Here is a 16,097-nt window from a genome sequence, read left to right as displayed (position 1 = left end):
GCAGCGATGAGTCAATTGAAAGCACAAGAAACAATTAACCGCCTTATAAGTTGGATTGCTGAACGGGATGAGTTGAATGACTTCGGAGAGTACCGCAATGGAGACAAGGTTAACCGAGCAAATCTTATTGATGAAGGTGTGTTGAAACGGTCTCAACTAAGTGTCAATGGAAACCCTAAGCTCAAAGAGCTTCTAGTTGAGGCAGAGATGCGTTGGTATGGGGAGTCTAATGAATCCATTGCTTCTCATAAAGATGCGCGTGAGAGAGCCGAGAGGCGCTCTAATCAGAATTCAGCAGAAATGAGTAGATTAAGGAAAGAATTGGCTGAAGTTAAAGCTGAATTAAGTCCACTTAAATCTGAACTTGCTTCGCTCAGGTCGGAGAACCAAGAGTTACGTCAAGAGCTGGGTATTCAGAAGTCGCGAGAAGCTGCGGTGGTTCGTAATTATGGGGAGTTGTCTGGATGGGATTGATGACAGTCCAAGTAACGAACATTCGTCAATTTCATCAGGCGACAGCGATAGCTGTTTCGCCTGATGGCTCCCAAGTGCCGAGAACTAGAACTTTAGCCATTAGTTTTCCCAAAAACGTTTTTTCTGAGGTGAAAGTTGGCACTCTTTGGGAGGTTCAAGGAGAGTTGACCAGTCAGACGTATGAAATTGAAGGATGGCGTAATACAGAAGATCTGCTAGTCGCTAAAAGTGCTTTGTTTAAAAGGCTTTCTGGAGAAGTATTGGCTTTCTATTTGGCTAAGAATGTCGAAGGTGTAGGTAGTGTCATAGCAAGTAGAGTCGCTCGTACCGAGAATATTGAGCAAATTATCCTCGACAAAGACATCGAGCGGCTTTGTTTGATAAAAGGTGTGGATAAACAACGTGCCTATTCACTTGTCCACTACTGGCCTGATGGTCAAATGATGGAAGCGATTGAATGGGTGCAGAAGTCAAATATGAATCCGCACCTTGGCCGAAGAATGATCGAAGTGTTTGGGCCTAAAGCTATTCAAACCGTCAAACAAAACCCTTTTCTACTACTGGCGCTGGGCGCAACATGGAAAGAAGCTCTGGCTCTGGCGGAGTCGTTGAATATGAGCCTCGATAGCCCCCAAGTGCTTTGTGCTGTAGCTGAACAGGCTGCTGCAAATTTGACTTTTAAAATGGGTGATATTGTCGTTCACGAAGAAGCCTTGTGTGCTGCTGCTTTTAAGCTAATAAGACGCAAGAAAGCGTTGAAGTCCATGGTTGATGTTGCCATAGCACACAACATATTAGTCAGAGTTGGCGATAAAGGGTTAGTTCCGATAGGAAGCGCACTAATCGAAGACAAAGTTGCTCGAACGATCACTGACAAAATCAATAGAAAACGGGGTGAAGGGTCACTCTTAGCGATATGGGAACGATCAGTTACTGAAATAGATGTTCGTGAAGCTTTATCTCAATTTGAGAGTACTCTGCTGTTTGAGCTGACAGAAGAGCAGCGAGAGGCGGTAATTGGTGCAGTCCTTGCTCCAGTTACTTGTATTTCAGGTGGCGCAGGTACTGGAAAAACGACTATTCTTCTGGCTGTTCTGGCTGTTTATCGAGCTGTTGCTAATGGGATAACCATAAAGCAGGTTGCTCTAAGTGGGCGAGCTTCTCAGCGTATGTCCGAGAGCACAGGGTATGAAGCCTGCACTATTGCGAAATTGATTTCTGACCACTTGGGAGAAGGCAAGAAGCGATTGCCAGAGCATATTCTTCTTATTATCGATGAAGCATCAATGATCGATATTTTCTCAATGTATCGGCTGTGTGGAATTTTGCCTGAAGCTACGCGCATTTTATTTGTCGGTGATGTAGCGCAGCTACCACCTATTGGTGCTGGGTTAGTGTTTCATAGTTTAACTAAGCCTAATATGCCCTTGCCAACCTTTAACCTTTCGCAAGTGAAGAGACAGGCTTCGGAGTCAGGAATTTATCGCTTTGCGACCGCTATCAGGAATAGTGAAACCTACCAATTGCCACTGACAAACAGGCTGTTATCAGAGAGTGAAGATGCGAGTCTGGAAACAGAGATGACTCTGGATAGGGCTTATCACCTTTGGTGTCAGGCGGGAGGAAGAGATAATACTGTTTTGTTATCGCCTGTGCGTAAAGGAATACTCGGTGTAGACAGCATTAACTCTGATTTCCAGAAACGTGTAGGTGGGAATCGTAAGTTGGTGAAGAATCCGCTTATTCCTCATTTTGAGTGGCGTAATACGAAGGGACAATGGCTGTTAGAAGGCGATCCTGTGATGGTAAACCAAAATGACTATACATTGGACGTTCGCAATGGAGACTTGGGCTACATTAGTGAGGTGTTTGACTCGGTTTTTGAAGACGGCTCAGTTGGGACTTTGATGTTAGATCGCGGATCGATACCACTCACAATCGAACTCTTAGAAAAGCTTGAATTAGCGTATGCAATTACTGTTCATAAAAGCCAAGGGTCACAGTGGACAACCACGATTATGACCTTACCTGAAGAAGCCAGTCATATGATCGATCAAACTCTCCTCTACACGGGAGCTACTCGTCCAAAGCAACAACTTGTGATTATGGGAACACAGTCTTCAATTGACACAGCGATACGCAAGGGCAATATCGCTTTCAAAAGGAAGGTTTGTTTAGGTGGCTTAATTGCACTGACTACATGAGCAGTTTGAGTTGATTTCGAGTTCATTCTATCAACGTTATTTTAATGTGAAACACAATAGAGAAATAGCATAACCACCTTACACAAGATGTGAGTATTGTGTCATAGTGTTGTGAATGTTAACTCGATGCTATAAAGGAGTGAAATATGGCAGACAAGCCAAGCGCGAAAGAGCTTTCAGACGATGAATTGGTCATTATTAACAATATCTTAGTTAAAGAAATAGTTAGCCTGAAAGCTAAAATAGATGAAGTAGCACCTGAAGATGTAGAGTCAAAAAGCTTAGGTCAGACTTCTTTGAAAGGTTTACTTGCTATGTACAAAGAACATCAAAATGAAATTAGCCAAAGAGGCTTAGGTAAATAGCGATAGTGGTTACTTTCTGCTTACAACTCTATGTGACGTAAGCAGAGAGTTGTTGAGTGCCATTAACCTAAATTGAGGGTGGTATGGATAGGTTACATGTAGCTTTAATATCTCTGTGTTTAGGTTGGGGTCTAGCCCAACTTACTGAGTTTATAAAGAATAAAAGCAAAATAAAAAAGCTAAAGAAGGCTATTTCTACAGAGTTAAGTGATTTAGAAATTCTGCTTACCGAGCGTAAGAGTACAGCTAAGAATTCGGCGTTACAATATGGTCAAAATGGCAATTATTCTTGTTCATTGGGTGCACCCATTTCCTCACCCGTTTTGGATGCTTATTATCATGAAGTAGCGGAATCTTTTACCGCTGAACAGCGTTATAACATTCGGGTTTTTCGAGATCATGTACGTGCCTACAATTCTATTGTGGAGTGGGTCGAGAGACTTGGTTCAAAATCAGCTACTCAGAATGAGGTCGTTTTCAAATTGTTTGAAGCATATAAACAATCCGCTTTTGCCCATGAATATATTAAAGCTGCTAATAGTGTCGGCGGGTATCAGAAAATCGGTGACGATCATGAAGCGCTTGAGACACTCAGGGAGGATTTTAAGAAGTTAACGCCTCAGCTTGCATGGAAGAACAGTTGATTTTTCAAAGTATAAATTTAACGTAGAGATCGCGACTCACCGTACAAGGCTAACACTTTATGGTTTGTTGAATTTTATTACTACGCTATTTAGTGTCTTGGGGAATAGGTTTTTTATCAACGCAATCAATGATTTATATTTTCAGGTTGGAAAGCAATGTTTGGATTAGTCAAAAAGTCCCTCTTGATGGATGCTCAAGCTAACGTTACTGAGCTTGAAAAGCAGTTAAGTGAAGCGAAAGAAGAGTTGTCGAGTATTCAAAAAATTTTAGCCTCCCCTGAATATATGAAGGCTACAGATTTAATGAAGCTCGAAGAGGAGTTGCTCGTACTTAGAGCCACTTGTCATGACGTTAGAGTTCAGTGCGAGAAAGACCGAGAGGCTGCCAAAGAGCACCTTGCTGATATAGAAAAACAGTGTGCACTCGTATTACAAGAGAATGAGAACTCTATAGGACTAGCAAAGTCAGAATTAACTGAAGAAATTGAGAATGCACATAGACAAAAAGACCTAATTCTGACTGAAGCGAAAGCTGAACGTGAAAAAGTTCTTAGTAATGCGGAAGCTGACGCCCAAGCTATCGTTGAGAAAGCAACGGCTCGTGCAGATAGAGCACTAGCGGATGTTGAGAAAAAAATTGAAACAGGAGAAACCCGCGAAAAGGTACTTTCTAGCAGTATTGAGAAGCTCCGAGAAGAGTTGCGTGGCTTGGAGTTAACGAAAGAACATCAGGATCTCCTCTCTACAGTGACGCCATTTGAACACCTTCTTGATGGGCCTACTAGCGATGAAATTAAGGTATCTTTGCAACAAGTAAAAAATAAACAGAAGGAACTGATAAAACAGGGTAACGCATATGACATTCTTCAAGATATTCTTTGGAATGACAATCTTGCCAAAGGAAAGGCAAGGCAAAAGAGACATGGTAAATTTCTGATAACTGCCTTTAATGCAGAAGTAGACAACATTATAGCTAATACTAACGCACGTAACTTCACCGCTAATGCAAAAAAAATAGATAAGTGGTTTCAAAAGGTCAATAAGAGTGGTGATGATAGCTACGTAGAGCTTAATAGAACTCTACTATTTTTGCGTCTGGAAGAGCAGCGCCATGCCTTTGAATATAAGTATAAAAAGGAGATGGAGCTGGAAGAACAACGATTCATGAAAGAGTCTCTGCGTGAAGAAGCCAAAGTTAAAAAAGAGATAGAAAGCTTTGTCACTGCTCGTGAAAAGGAAGAAAAAGCTTTTCAAAAAGATTTGAGTGATGCTCTAGCCAGAGTTCAAACAGCGAACCAAGAAGAAGTAGAAAAGCTCAACTCTCATATCGAAGAGCTGAAGCTTAAGCTAGAACGTGCGACTTCTGAGAAAGAGCGGGCGCTAAGTATGGCTCAGCTCACAAGGTCAGGATATGTTTATGTTATCTCAAATAAGGGATCGTTTGGTGAAAATGTGTACAAGATTGGAATGACACGACGTTTAGAGCCTATGGATCGTGTGAAGGAATTGGGAGATGCATCTGTTCCGTTCTTTTTTGATGTCCATGCTCTTATACCATCAGATGATGCCCCAGCCTTGGAAAACAAACTTCATTCTAAGTTTGCCTCTCGAAGAGTCAACAAAGTCAATCACCGAAGAGAGTTCTTTAACCTGACTTTTGAAGAAGTTGAAGAGGCTTTAAATGAGTTTGTTGAAGGTGACTTTAACTTGGTTCGGGATGTTGTTGCTGCGCAGTATGAAGAGTCCAAGTTTTTAGAGGAAAGGGAAGTGGTTAATGGCTAGTATAATAAATGATCTAAAGCGCATTCAACGAGTATCCTCAGTTGTAACAAGAGCTACTGAGCGCTGCTTTCCTAACGCAGAAGTATCGCGAGTAATGTGCGAATACAGTGATGGAGAGTTTTCCATTGACCTGTCAGCTATAGTTTTGGATTATCACGATATTGATGCGGATATTTGCTGTGTGAATGCTGAGAAATGTACATTAATGTTTATCGAAAGTGTCTTAAACTCGGTAGATAGGATCATTAGAAGACTAGAGAAAGAAGAAAAAGAGTTCCGAAGTGATTTAAATGAGTATGGTGAGGCGTTCTCAGAAAGCCCAGCAGCGCATCTATCTTCTGCACTAATGTTCAAACAGATTGTAACTGGAATTAAACCGTGATGAACTTTGGCTTATACCAGCCAACTCCAAGGCTATGTTTGTAAAAACTTGATTTACTGGATAGATGATTTGATAAAACATGGTATTTCAAGTCTTATTTGGATTTTGCTTGATTTATGTTTTTGATGTTCTGTTTGGGTGCTCGGTGAAAGCTCTATTTAATGGGTCTCTTGAGTTTTTACTCACCCACTCACTCATTGTGGTTGGTTTTTTTGTCGCGGTTTCCATTTTAAGCCCTGTTTTTAATATATTATAAAGATAGTATTAAATTGGAAAAAGCCGCGTTCATCGCGGCTTTTTGTTACCTACAATTCTTAACGCTTTATTTACAACGTCAATTTATAGTATAAGTAGCAATACGGTATAATGTGAGTTGAAAAGGATTTCGTTATTCATGAGATATACCCCGACACTAAAACTGAGCACTCGATTGGTCGCATTTGTCACCGTGATAGTGATCAGCGCGATGTTCATTCTTTTTATTGGTGGCACACTTTCCTTTAAGCGTATTGGACAGGAATATTTAGACCATTATTTGGTTGGCATTGTCGACGTTGTAGATAAAGAGATGGAAGACCCTGATGCCGCGTATTCAATGCAGCGTTGGATGCCTAAGATGTTACAGGCGAGCAATATTGTTGAGATGAAACTCTCGAACAAGACCGGCATCGTTTATCGTTTCAAAGATACCTCCCCACAAATTGATCCCAATCGTCTTTATGAGAAAAGCTTCATTTTAGAGCGTAATGAAGGCTACCGAATCGAATTTAAAGCGCTTCCTCCTTATATTGGCTACAACTACTCAATGGAAGCGATGTGGTCAATTACTTTGGCTGTCGCATTGGTTCTGTTCTGTCTTGCTCGTGGTGTTCGTTGGTTGAAAGAGCAACTCATGGGTTCTGAGATTTTGGAAGAGCGAGGAAGAATGATCTTGGCCGGTCAGGTTGAAGCTCATGCAAAGGGAGATGAGCGAGAGTGGCCTTATACCGCAAGCGAAGCCTTAGATGTCTTGATCGAAGAGCTGCAAGATGCTCGTCAAGAACGAAGTCGCTTTGATACCTTTATTCGTACCCATACTTTCCTAGATAAACTTACAGGAACGGCAAACCGAGTTTTATTCGATAATAAGCTGGAATCGGCACTGCATGAAAGTGGCGCAAGAGGCGGTGTGTTACTGATACGTATCGACGAATGGGAGCAAGTTAATGATGCTAACGACAAGCAAACCACTGACGGCTTTATTATTGAAGTCGGTGAAGTACTGTCGAATATCGTTCAGCGCTATCCCGATGTCATTTTTTCTCGCTATTACGAAGCGGATTTTGCTGTATTTATCCCTCATCAAGGCGCAAAAGATATTGCGACCTTGGCTGCTCAGTGTTTAAGGCAGTTAGATAAGCTAACCCCGCCAGAGCCTTTGGAATCGGATAACTGGTGTCATATCGGTGTGACCATGTATACCGAAGGTGAGCGTCACAGCCAGATCATGGATGAAACGGAAACGGCATTAAAGAGTGCTCAGTTAGAGCGTATTAATAACTGGAGCCGCTACCCTAAACAGAACAAAAATGAGCTTGATAGAGGCAGTGTTCGTTGGAGAACATTACTTGATAAAGCGCTGCTTCCTGAAAATTTAGTAATCTTTGCTCAGCGGTGCTATCTTATGCCGGAGTCTGGTCAAGTTAATGAATTACATAGAGAAATATTTGCTAGGATTCAGGACCCTGATAAAGGTATATTGAAATCGTCTCGATTTATGCCTGCGGTAGAGCAAGTGGGTTATCAAGCTCAAATGGACCAATCGGTTCTAAAGGTTGTGTTGAAATCGCTGAAAGAATCAACTCAACCTATCAACTATTCGGTGAATCTGAATGTTACCCCGTTTGCTAATAAACAGCACTTTAAGTGGTTTAGGAGTGAGTTGTTACAGCTTTCTGCTCAGCACCGCTCTCAGCTTTCTTTTGAGTTTCCAGAAGGGCACTTGATTGCTCATCTTGATTATATGAGACCGGTAGCAAAGATGTTGCGAGGTTTAGGGTGTAAAGTTGTGGTAGGCCAAGCTGGACGAACCATTGTTAGCACCCACTATATAAAGGATTTGAAGGTTAATTATATTAAGCTTCATCGAAGCCTAATAAAGAAAATCGATCAAAGGCATGAAAACCAACTGTTTGTTCGCAGCTTAATTGGGGCGTGCGGTGATTCTCCAACTCAAGTTATTGCCGTTGGAGTCGAGTCAAAACAAGAAAAGAATACCTTGATAGAGTTAGGCATTAACGGCTATCAAGGAAGATATTTCGACGAAGAACAACAAATTATCCCTTTGCCTAATCAAGCAGAAAAGGCCGCGAAAGCGGAATCTGTTGTCAAAGTTGGACGAAGAAATCGATGGCGTAAGAGTAGTAGTTAAGAATGAATTTTAAAGCGATTTTAGACAAGATAAAGCCAACGAATAATAAAGGTAGCTCGCAAGTTGTCATGTTAGGCAACGATGCCATTTATATTTCATCGACAGAGCAAGAGCCTCAAGTAACCAACATTCCCGTGGTTAATGGGGACTGGGAGAGTGCGCTAAAAAAATCGCTTAGCAGTGAGGCGTTTACCAGCAATAGCCTCCAGCTGATTGTCTGTGCGAACTACTACCAAACCTACCAAATTGATAAACCGGACATTCCAGAGAGTGAATGGTCGGTAGCACTGCCTTTTTTACTCAAAGACCTTGTTTCAGAAAGAGTCACGGAAATCACCGCGAGTGCGGTCGCGTTACCGACGTCGAATAAGCTGCAAGTATATGTCCTGCCTAAAAAGCTGTTGGACAAGCTTCTGAATATCACTAATTCGGCTCAGGTTGAATTAATAGGTGTTGCTCCCGAAGATGAAATCTGGGGTTACAGCGCTGGCGAACTGTCTAATTTCATTCTTTTACAGCGCAGCACTAATTCACACTTTAAGTTGGGTGCGTTTGTTGAAAATACCGTTTGTTTTCAAAGAACAATCCGCAGTGTTGTCCCACCGTTAACGGGTGTAGCGTCAAGTGCTCTACAGTTGGATGGTCTCGCTTTAGAGCTTCAACGCTCGATTGATTACCTTTCTTCGCAAATTAAAGGCACCCAGCTTCACCAGCTGAAAATCTGTTGTGACGAAGAAGATGAAGCAGAGTTACAAAGTGCCTTAAACAGTACATTGAGCTCGACAGTTTCATTGTTGGTTGAAGGTGAGCGTGATAATTCAGAGAGTTTACTGGTTAAACTCGCAACTGAAAAAGAGACGTTTAAGGTCAATCTTTACCCTGAACACCTTAAACCTAAAAAAGAATATTTTACGCTGACCAATGTTGTTGCGAGCTGGGGAGTAGTTTGTGTTTTGCTGCTTGGTGGTTACTTCGCAATGCAGTATCAAGTTTCTAATCTAGATAAAGAACTAACAGCCCTGCAACAAGACTCGAATCAACTTAACAAGCAAGTTAACCAATTGAATAGTAAGTTAACTCAGCATAAACCGTCCCCAGAGAAAGTCGCAGCTGTTGCGCGTCTCAAACGTGAGACTGAGGCTAAAAAAGTGGCTTTGAAGGCTGTTGGACAATACGACGAATCCCAACAAGTCGGGTATTCTGGCGTCATGAATTCCTTAGCTAAATTAGGCCGAAATGACATCTCTCTTTCGCACATCTACATGACCCGCGATACTTTAGATCTTAGTGGCCTGGCTCGTAACGCCAATGTCGTTCCGAACTGGATTGGTCAGTTCAAAAGTGAGCTTAATTTAGTTGGACGCACTTTTGAAAAACTAAAAATTGGTCGTAATGATCAGGATGTGGTGACGTTCGAGCTAAGTACTCGTCGGGAGAGTAAATAATGCAGCAGTGGAACCAGCTGAGCGATAAGTTTCTTGCATTAAGTCAAAGAGAAAAATGGCTACTTTTCGTGTGTGGTTTTGTTGGCCTATCGATGTTGTTGTTCACCTTATTGGTTGAGCCAGCGTATCTCGACCTACAAGCTAAAAATGCCAAGGCGACCAGCCTGACCCAATCGAACCAAAGGCAGCAGGGTGAGCTACTTGTTCTGCAAGCTAAGTTAAATAAAGACCCAGACAAAGACATTAATCGAGAGTACAAAAAATTGCTGGTGGAGAGCCAAGATCTCTCACTTCAACTTTCGCAGATTGTCGATGGATTAATCACACCTTCTCAAATGTCGCAGTTATTGGAGAGCGTTCTTAACGCCGGTAATGGGCTAAAGCTTGAATCGCTAGAATCATTAAAACCAGAAGCGATTTCGAACAATAAAGAGACCAGCGAATATTCAGGCTACTTTCTTCATCCCGTAAGAATGGAGCTAACCGGCAGTTACTTTGATATCTCAGCATACCTTCAAGCACTTGAGTCTCTACCTGTGAGTTATTACTGGCGCACATTTGAATACTCAGTAGAAGAATATCCCAAAGCTCGACTGGTGTTCGAGGTTTATACATTAGGTACTAGACAGGAGTTTATCGGTGGTTAGAACTCTATTGTTGGCCTTGCTATTTAGTAGCTCTTTTGTGTGGGCTGAGCAAGATCCCACGGCGCCATTAGGCTGGCTTTCACCTCAACAGAAAACGGCGCCTGCTAAGAAAGCACCAACTCGTTATCGCTTGCCTTCTTTAGAAAGCATCGTGTGCAAGGGAGATACGCCTTGCTATGCGATTATGAATGGTCAGATTCTCGGACAAGGGGAAACGATCAGAGGATACCGAGTTAAGAACATAGATCCAGAATACGTCACTCTGCAGAGAAGCTCTAAGCAGTGGAAGTTAGAGATGTTCTCTTTAGATGTTAAGAATAATTAAGGTTAGAGTGAAGACATGCATAAACTTGTAGTAGCAATCCTAGTGTCATCTTTAGTCGGCTGTTCGATGGGACATCGCGATCCCGTTGAGATAAAAGAGTCTTTGAATGAATCAATCAATGAAGCTAATAGCAGAGCGCTTCATGAGCTCCCTTCATCAGTACAAGATGATCTTATGCCTCAACTCGATTCGGACTCTGCATCACCAGGAATGGAAACGGTTAAGCGTTTTCGTATTCAGGCTAAAGGTGTTGAAGCGAGAACCTTCTTTGCTAGCTTAGTGAAAGGCACAGAATACAGCGCCGCAATTCATCCAAGCGTATCTGGAAACCTTACGCTTAACCTAACCGACGTGACGTTGGATGAAGTGCTGGCTGTTGCTCAAGACATGTATGGCTACGATATCGAAAAGCGTGGCAAGGTGATTCAGGTTTACCCAGCAGGTCTTCGCACTGTAACGATCCCTGTCGATTACCTACAAGTTAAGCGTTCTGGCCGCTCATTAACGACGATAACAACGGGTACGATCTCTAATTCGGATAACAGCTCGTCGAGCTCTTCAAACTCGAACTCAAATTCGTCAAATTCATCTAACTCTTCTAATTCATCAAACTCGACATCGAACGGTGGTACAGAGATTGAAACGACCTCTGAAAGTGATTTTTGGCCACAGCTTGAAGCAGCGGTTGCTCACTTAATTGGTTCGGGTGATGGGCAAAGTGTTGTCGTGACCCCGCAAGCGAGTGTGATTACAGTGCGTGCTTACCCTGACGAAATTCGTGAGGTTCGTGAGTTCTTAGGTATTTCTCAACAACGCCTACAGCGTCAAGTGATCCTAGAAGCAAAAATCATGGAAGTAACCTTGAGTGATGGTTACCAGCAAGGTATTAGCTGGTCTAATTTATCTAAGTCGATTGGTAGTGGTGGTGTGGTTATCGACCGTCCTGCAAGTACATTACCTCCATTAGATGCGATCAGCTCTTTGTTAGGCGGACAAACCAACGTAACGATCTCAGATGGCAGTTTCGAAGCGGTATTGAGCTTTATGGATACTCAAGGTGATCTGAACGTTCTATCAAGCCCACGAGTCACCGCGGCAAACAACCAGAAAGCGGTTATCAAAGTGGGTACCGATGAGTACTACGTAACAGATTTATCAAGTTCGGTAGGCAGTGGTGACAACGCGAATGTGGCGCCTGAGGTTGAACTAACTCCGTTCTTCTCTGGTATTTCTTTAGACGTGACCCCTCAGATAGATGACAAAGGTAGCGTGTTCTTACATGTTCACCCAGCCGTTATTGAAGTAGAGGAAGAAGTAAAAGAGCTCAACCTAGGTTCAACAACGGGCTTGGTGCAACTTCCTTTGGCGAAAAGCTCTATTCGTGAATCTGACTCAGTGATTCGAGCACGAGATGGCGATGTGGTTGTGATTGGCGGATTAATGAAATCCAACACCAGTGATGTGACCTCTAAAGTTCCATTCCTCGGTGATATTCCAGCCTTAGGCCATTTGTTCCGTAATACCAATCAGCTAACGCAAAAAACTGAGCTCGTGATCTTGCTTAAGCCAACGATCGTGGGTGTGAATACTTGGCAAAATGAGTTGGAGCGTTCACGTGATCTTCTTCAACAGTGGTTCCCTGATGAAGAGTAATTGCTTACTTTCTCAATATAGAGTGGCAGTGTCTCACTAAGCTAGGTCGTCGTATGTATCAAGCTCACTTTGGTTTTGAACAACTGCCATTTACCTTAACGCCGAATACCGATTTCTTTTATGGTTTAGCGCCTCATTTCGAAGCGATTCAGACGGTAATCTCGGCGTTGGAAATGGGCGAGGGCGTGATTAAGGTGACCGGTGAAGTCGGCACGGGAAAAACCATGGTTTGTCGGATGCTGGTTAATCATTTAAAGGATTGTACGGCATTAATCTATTTGCCAAATCCTGTGTTGTCTGGCGCTGATTTACGTCACGCTGTCGCTAAAGAACTTGATTTGACCATCGATAATGAAGCCACTTTAGTCGATAACATTCAGCATAAGTTGATTGATTTACACAACTCCGGTTTGAGAGTGGTCGCTATACTGGATGAGGCGCAAGCTCTATCCGATGAGGCTCTTGAAACCTTAAGGCTGTTCGGCAACCTTGAAACAGAAGATAAGAAACTGCTTCAAATAGTGTTACTCGGGCAGCCTGAATTGGACGCTCGATTAGAGGCGTACCACCTAAGACAATTTCGTCAAAGAATTACATTCAGTTCGACACTGAGGCCGCTGACGCTCGATGAGACGGTAGCTTACATTGATAATCGAATTACTAAGTCTGGTGGCAATCCTGAACTGTTCAATTTGAATCAAAAAAAGGCGATTTGCCGTTCTTCATTGGGTATTCCAAGATTGATAAACCAGTTGTGTCATAAGGCTCTTTTGCTCTCGTTTAGTGAAGATAAGAAAAGTATCGACAATCAGCACCTGTTCTCCGCCATGCACGAAACTTACGATGTGTGTAAGCCTAAATTTAAAACGCCAATACTGTGGGGTTGGAATTAATTATGAGCGTCATTAATAACGCCTTGTCTGAATTGGCAAAGAAAAAATCAGCGACTTCAATTGAAGCCGCTGTCGTGCCGAAAGTGAAAACGCGTTCCCCATTGGTTTGGGTAGTTGCAGGCTTTACTTTGAGCTTAGCTATGGGTGGCTGGGCGATCTCACAAGGTCCTGCTGTTGATAGTTCAATATCAACTCGGGACGTTCAAGTTTCTGCTGTTGATAGCACTGAAGGTGAGCCGAAAACGGTAGTGACTCCACTTGTATCGTCACCAACTAAGAAGCTAGTGACGCTAGATTCTGCGAACCTTTCTGCTGACAACACGACGATTGTTAAAAGCACTCAAACTCAGTCTGCTAAGTCCGATTCAGTTGTTGCATCGACTCAGGTAGTGACAAAGCCTCAAGCAACCTCTAAATCTCAAAACGTGCCTAAAGCTGAAGTCGCAAAACCAATCTATGTTGCTAGTGTGGCTAAAAAAGATTCTAAGCCACTCCCTAATGATTCCAAAGCGTCTGGTGATTCAGAAAATAGTGGAATAATGATTGAGCAGGTGGAGTTAACGTCTGAACAACTCTCTGTTAATGCCCAAGGTCGAGCTCAGAAGGCTCTTGATGCGAACGACCTTGCTGGTGCGTTGAAAGGTTATAACGAAGCGCTTCGCTATGCCCCAAGAAATGAAGATGTCCGTCAGAAACTTGCGATTCTCTATTTTGGTAAGGGTGATACGCGTAAAGCCTACGAACTTTATCAGTCTGGTATCAAGCTCAATAACAACAGCGAAAAGCTACGCTTAGGCTTATCAAAACTGTTGGTTAAAGCGGACCAATCAGAAGCGGCTTTGAGTCCATTGATACATTTACCGCCTAATCCAACTCAGGACTATTTAGCGATGCGTGCCGCGCTGAGCCAAAAATCTCAGCAAGAAGAAATTGCATTAGAGAGTTATCAAAAACTGGTCGAAGTTGATTCGGATAACGCTCGTTGGTGGCTAGGTTTGGCTATCCAACAAGAGCGACAGCTTGATTTTACAGCGGCAAAACAATCTTACCAAGGCGCACTAGTCAGAGTCGGCATCTCATCTCAATCGCAAAGCTTTGTGCGAGATCGATTAAAAATAATCAATGCTTTAGAGGAGAGTAGCGATGCAAATTAGATTAAGAAAAAGGCTTGGTGATTTGCTCGTTGAAGAGGGCATTATTACCGAGGCTCAAGTTGAGCAAGCACTGGCCGCTCAGAAAAGTACCGGGCGTAAGCTGGGTGACGCTCTCATTGAGCTTGGCTTCTTGTCAGAACAACAAATGCTGAGCTTTTTGTCGCAGCAGTTAGCGATTCCTCTTATTGATTTAAGTCGCGCTGTTGTCGATGTTGAAGCGGTACAGCTTTTACCCGAAGTACATGCTCGTCGCCTTCGTGCATTGGTTATCGGACGCCAAGGCGATACTTTGCGTGTTGCTATGAGTGATCCAGCCGATCTGTTTGCACAGGAATCTTTACTTGGCCAATTAGGCGATTACGCACTCGAATTCGTTGTTGCTCAAGAGAGGCAATTGGTTGATGGCTTCGATCGCTATTATCGAAGAACCAAAGAGATTGCCTCATTTGCAGAGCAGCTTCACGCTGAACACCAAGTTAATGATGCCTTTGATTTCGATATCGCTGAAGAAGACAGTGATGAAGTTACCGTCGTTAAGCTGATCAACTCGCTATTTGAAGATGCCATTCAAGTTGGTGCTTCGGATATCCATATCGAGCCAGATTCAAACGTACTACGTCTTCGTCAGCGTATTGATGGCGTGCTGCATGAAACTTTGTTGAATGAAGTGAATATTGCTTCTGCACTTGTACTGCGCTTGAAGCTGATGGCAAACCTCGATATTTCAGAGAAACGTCTTCCTCAAGATGGTCGCTTTAATATCCGAGCTAAAGGTCAGTCGGTTGATATTCGTATGTCGACCATGCCAGTACAGCACGGTGAATCAGTGGTTATGCGTCTTCTTAACCAATCAGCAGGCCTACGTAAACTAGAAGAGTCGGGCATACCGAGTGACCTTTTAGTTCGTCTGCGTCAACAACTGCGCCGCCCACATGGCATGATTTTGGTTACCGGCCCAACCGGTTCTGGTAAAACCACAACCTTATACGGCGCGTTAAGTGAGCTAAACGAACCGGGTAAAAAGATCATTACTGCGGAAGATCCGGTGGAATACCGCCTTCCTCGTGTGAATCAAGTTCAGGTAAACCCTAAGATCAACCTCGATTTCTCGACTATCTTGAGAACCTTTCTACGTCAGGATCCCGATATCATTCTTATTGGTGAGATGCGTGACCATGAAACCGTTGAGATTGGTTTGAGAGCTGCACTGACCGGTCACTTAGTATTAAGTACGCTGCATACCAATGATGCGGTAGACAGTGCGTTGCGTATGATGGATATGGGTGCTCCAGGTTACTTGGTCGCGAGCGCGGTTCGAGCAGTAGTTGCACAGCGATTGGTTCGTAAAGTGTGTAACGATTGTAAGGTTGAAGATGAGCTAGATGAACCTCGCAAGCAATGGTTGAGCGTTCGCTTCCCAAATCAGGTGGGCGTGCCATTTATGAAAGGGCGTGGCTGTCAGAACTGTAACCTAACGGGTTATCGTGGGCGTATTGGTGTCTTTGAAATGTTGGAGCTAGAGCAAAACATGATGGATGCACTAAGAGCGAATGATGCGGTAGGTTTTGCTCAAACTGCGAGACAGTCTGAAAACTACAAGCCGCTGTTAGCTTCTGCGATGGAACTGGCCCTGCAAGGTGTCGTGAGTCTTGATGAGATAATGCATCTTGGCGAAGGTGATGCGTCCGGTGCCACTGACCCAATTTATCTGTAGGGGTA

At 43.2% G+C, this 16,097-nt stretch carries 14 protein-coding genes; all 14 read left to right on the top strand.

The features are described 5' to 3' along the window. Nucleotides 1–6: 6 nt before the first annotated feature. The 14 genes from OCV19_RS14490 to OCV19_RS14425 all read left to right on the top strand — a co-directional run bounded on the left by OCV19_RS14490 (nucleotide 7) and on the right by OCV19_RS14425 (nucleotide 16,092). Entirely contained in the window at nucleotides 7–474 is a 468-nt protein-coding gene (locus OCV19_RS14490; protein ID WP_065676179.1) for a hypothetical protein, read from the top strand. Further along, the gene (locus OCV19_RS14485) at nucleotides 465–2,678 is read left to right on the top strand and encodes an AAA family ATPase (protein WP_083994289.1); all 2,214 of its coding nucleotides are present in this window, start codon (nucleotides 465–467) and stop codon (nucleotides 2,676–2,678) included. Before OCV19_RS14490 ends, OCV19_RS14485 begins: the two co-directional genes overlap by 10 nt. Nucleotides 2,679–2,824: 146 nt before the next feature. Further along, entirely contained in the window at nucleotides 2,825–3,043 is a 219-nt protein-coding gene (locus tag OCV19_RS14480) for a hypothetical protein (protein ID WP_065676177.1), read from the top strand. 83 nt (nucleotides 3,044–3,126) lie between these two features. Continuing rightward, entirely contained in the window at nucleotides 3,127–3,687 is a 561-nt protein-coding gene (locus tag OCV19_RS14475; protein WP_065676176.1) for a hypothetical protein, read from the top strand. A gap of 156 nt (nucleotides 3,688–3,843) precedes the next feature. After that, nucleotides 3,844–5,469 carry a DUF4041 domain-containing protein gene (locus OCV19_RS14470; RefSeq protein WP_065676175.1) on the top strand — a complete coding sequence of 542 codons (1,626 nt, stop codon included), beginning with the start codon at nucleotides 3,844–3,846 and terminating at the stop codon, nucleotides 5,467–5,469. Beyond that, entirely contained in the window at nucleotides 5,462–5,851 is a 390-nt protein-coding gene (locus OCV19_RS14465) for a hypothetical protein (protein ID WP_065676174.1), read from the top strand. Before OCV19_RS14470 ends, OCV19_RS14465 begins: the two co-directional genes overlap by 8 nt. Before the next feature lie 394 nt (nucleotides 5,852–6,245). Then, nucleotides 6,246–8,261 (top strand): RNase E specificity factor CsrD, encoded by a 2,016-nt coding sequence (csrD, locus tag OCV19_RS14460; protein ID WP_065676173.1) that lies wholly within the window; start codon nucleotides 6,246–6,248, stop codon nucleotides 8,259–8,261. A 2-nt stretch (nucleotides 8,262–8,263) separates the two neighbouring features. After that, nucleotides 8,264–9,706 carry an MSHA biogenesis protein MshI gene (locus tag OCV19_RS14455; protein ID WP_065676172.1) on the top strand — a complete coding sequence of 481 codons (1,443 nt, stop codon included), beginning with the start codon at nucleotides 8,264–8,266 and terminating at the stop codon, nucleotides 9,704–9,706. Then, nucleotides 9,706–10,353, top strand: coding sequence for a type 4a pilus biogenesis protein PilO (pilO, locus tag OCV19_RS14450; protein WP_048614821.1), 648 nt, complete (start codon nucleotides 9,706–9,708; stop codon nucleotides 10,351–10,353). The genes OCV19_RS14455 and pilO overlap by 1 nt, the downstream gene beginning before the upstream one ends. Next, complete coding sequence (locus OCV19_RS14445; RefSeq protein ID WP_065676171.1) at nucleotides 10,346–10,678, top strand: MSHA biogenesis protein MshK; 333 nt, start codon at nucleotides 10,346–10,348, stop codon at nucleotides 10,676–10,678. Before pilO ends, OCV19_RS14445 begins: the two co-directional genes overlap by 8 nt. Nucleotides 10,679–10,693: 15 nt before the next feature. Next, nucleotides 10,694–12,331 (top strand): pilus (MSHA type) biogenesis protein MshL, encoded by a 1,638-nt coding sequence (gene mshL, locus OCV19_RS14440; RefSeq protein ID WP_065676170.1) that lies wholly within the window; start codon nucleotides 10,694–10,696, stop codon nucleotides 12,329–12,331. Nucleotides 12,332–12,384: 53 nt separating this feature from the next. Then, nucleotides 12,385–13,224: an ExeA family protein gene (locus OCV19_RS14435; protein ID WP_065676169.1), complete on the top strand. Its 840-nt coding sequence runs from the start codon at nucleotides 12,385–12,387 to the stop codon at nucleotides 13,222–13,224. Between the two features lie 2 nt (nucleotides 13,225–13,226). Then, on the top strand, nucleotides 13,227–14,378 hold the full coding sequence (locus tag OCV19_RS14430; protein WP_065676168.1) for a tetratricopeptide repeat protein: 1,152 nt from the start codon (nucleotides 13,227–13,229) through the stop codon (nucleotides 14,376–14,378). After that, entirely contained in the window at nucleotides 14,368–16,092 is a 1,725-nt protein-coding gene (locus tag OCV19_RS14425) for a GspE/PulE family protein (RefSeq protein ID WP_065676167.1), read from the top strand. The genes OCV19_RS14430 and OCV19_RS14425 overlap by 11 nt, the downstream gene beginning before the upstream one ends. Nucleotides 16,093–16,097 lie beyond the last annotated feature (5 nt).

Source organism: Vibrio celticus (assembly GCF_024347335.1).
Taxonomy (GTDB): Bacteria; Pseudomonadota; Gammaproteobacteria; order Enterobacterales; family Vibrionaceae; genus Vibrio; species Vibrio celticus.
Note: the sequence above shows the minus strand (reverse complement) of the source record. Positions and strands in the feature narration are given on the sequence as shown.

What these genes read in the sequence shown, in the direction of transcription:
- OCV19_RS14490 (WP_065676179.1), top strand. Translation starts at nt 7, where the DNA reads ATGAGTCAATTGAAAGCACAAGAAACAATTAACCGCCTTATAAGTTGG.
- OCV19_RS14485 (WP_083994289.1), top strand. Translation starts at nt 465, where the DNA reads ATGGGATTGATGACAGTCCAAGTAACGAACATTCGTCAATTTCATCAG.
- OCV19_RS14480 (WP_065676177.1), top strand. Translation starts at nt 2,825, where the DNA reads ATGGCAGACAAGCCAAGCGCGAAAGAGCTTTCAGACGATGAATTGGTC.
- OCV19_RS14475 (WP_065676176.1), top strand. Translation starts at nt 3,127, where the DNA reads ATGGATAGGTTACATGTAGCTTTAATATCTCTGTGTTTAGGTTGGGGT.
- OCV19_RS14470 (WP_065676175.1), top strand. Translation starts at nt 3,844, where the DNA reads ATGTTTGGATTAGTCAAAAAGTCCCTCTTGATGGATGCTCAAGCTAAC.
- OCV19_RS14465 (WP_065676174.1), top strand. Translation starts at nt 5,462, where the DNA reads ATGGCTAGTATAATAAATGATCTAAAGCGCATTCAACGAGTATCCTCA.
- csrD (WP_065676173.1), top strand. Translation starts at nt 6,246, where the DNA reads ATGAGATATACCCCGACACTAAAACTGAGCACTCGATTGGTCGCATTT.
- OCV19_RS14455 (WP_065676172.1), top strand. Translation starts at nt 8,264, where the DNA reads ATGAATTTTAAAGCGATTTTAGACAAGATAAAGCCAACGAATAATAAA.
- pilO (WP_048614821.1), top strand. Translation starts at nt 9,706, where the DNA reads ATGCAGCAGTGGAACCAGCTGAGCGATAAGTTTCTTGCATTAAGTCAA.
- mshL (WP_065676170.1), top strand. Translation starts at nt 10,694, where the DNA reads ATGCATAAACTTGTAGTAGCAATCCTAGTGTCATCTTTAGTCGGCTGT.
- OCV19_RS14435 (WP_065676169.1), top strand. Translation starts at nt 12,385, where the DNA reads ATGTATCAAGCTCACTTTGGTTTTGAACAACTGCCATTTACCTTAACG.
- OCV19_RS14430 (WP_065676168.1), top strand. Translation starts at nt 13,227, where the DNA reads ATGAGCGTCATTAATAACGCCTTGTCTGAATTGGCAAAGAAAAAATCA.
- OCV19_RS14425 (WP_065676167.1), top strand. Translation starts at nt 14,368, where the DNA reads ATGCAAATTAGATTAAGAAAAAGGCTTGGTGATTTGCTCGTTGAAGAG.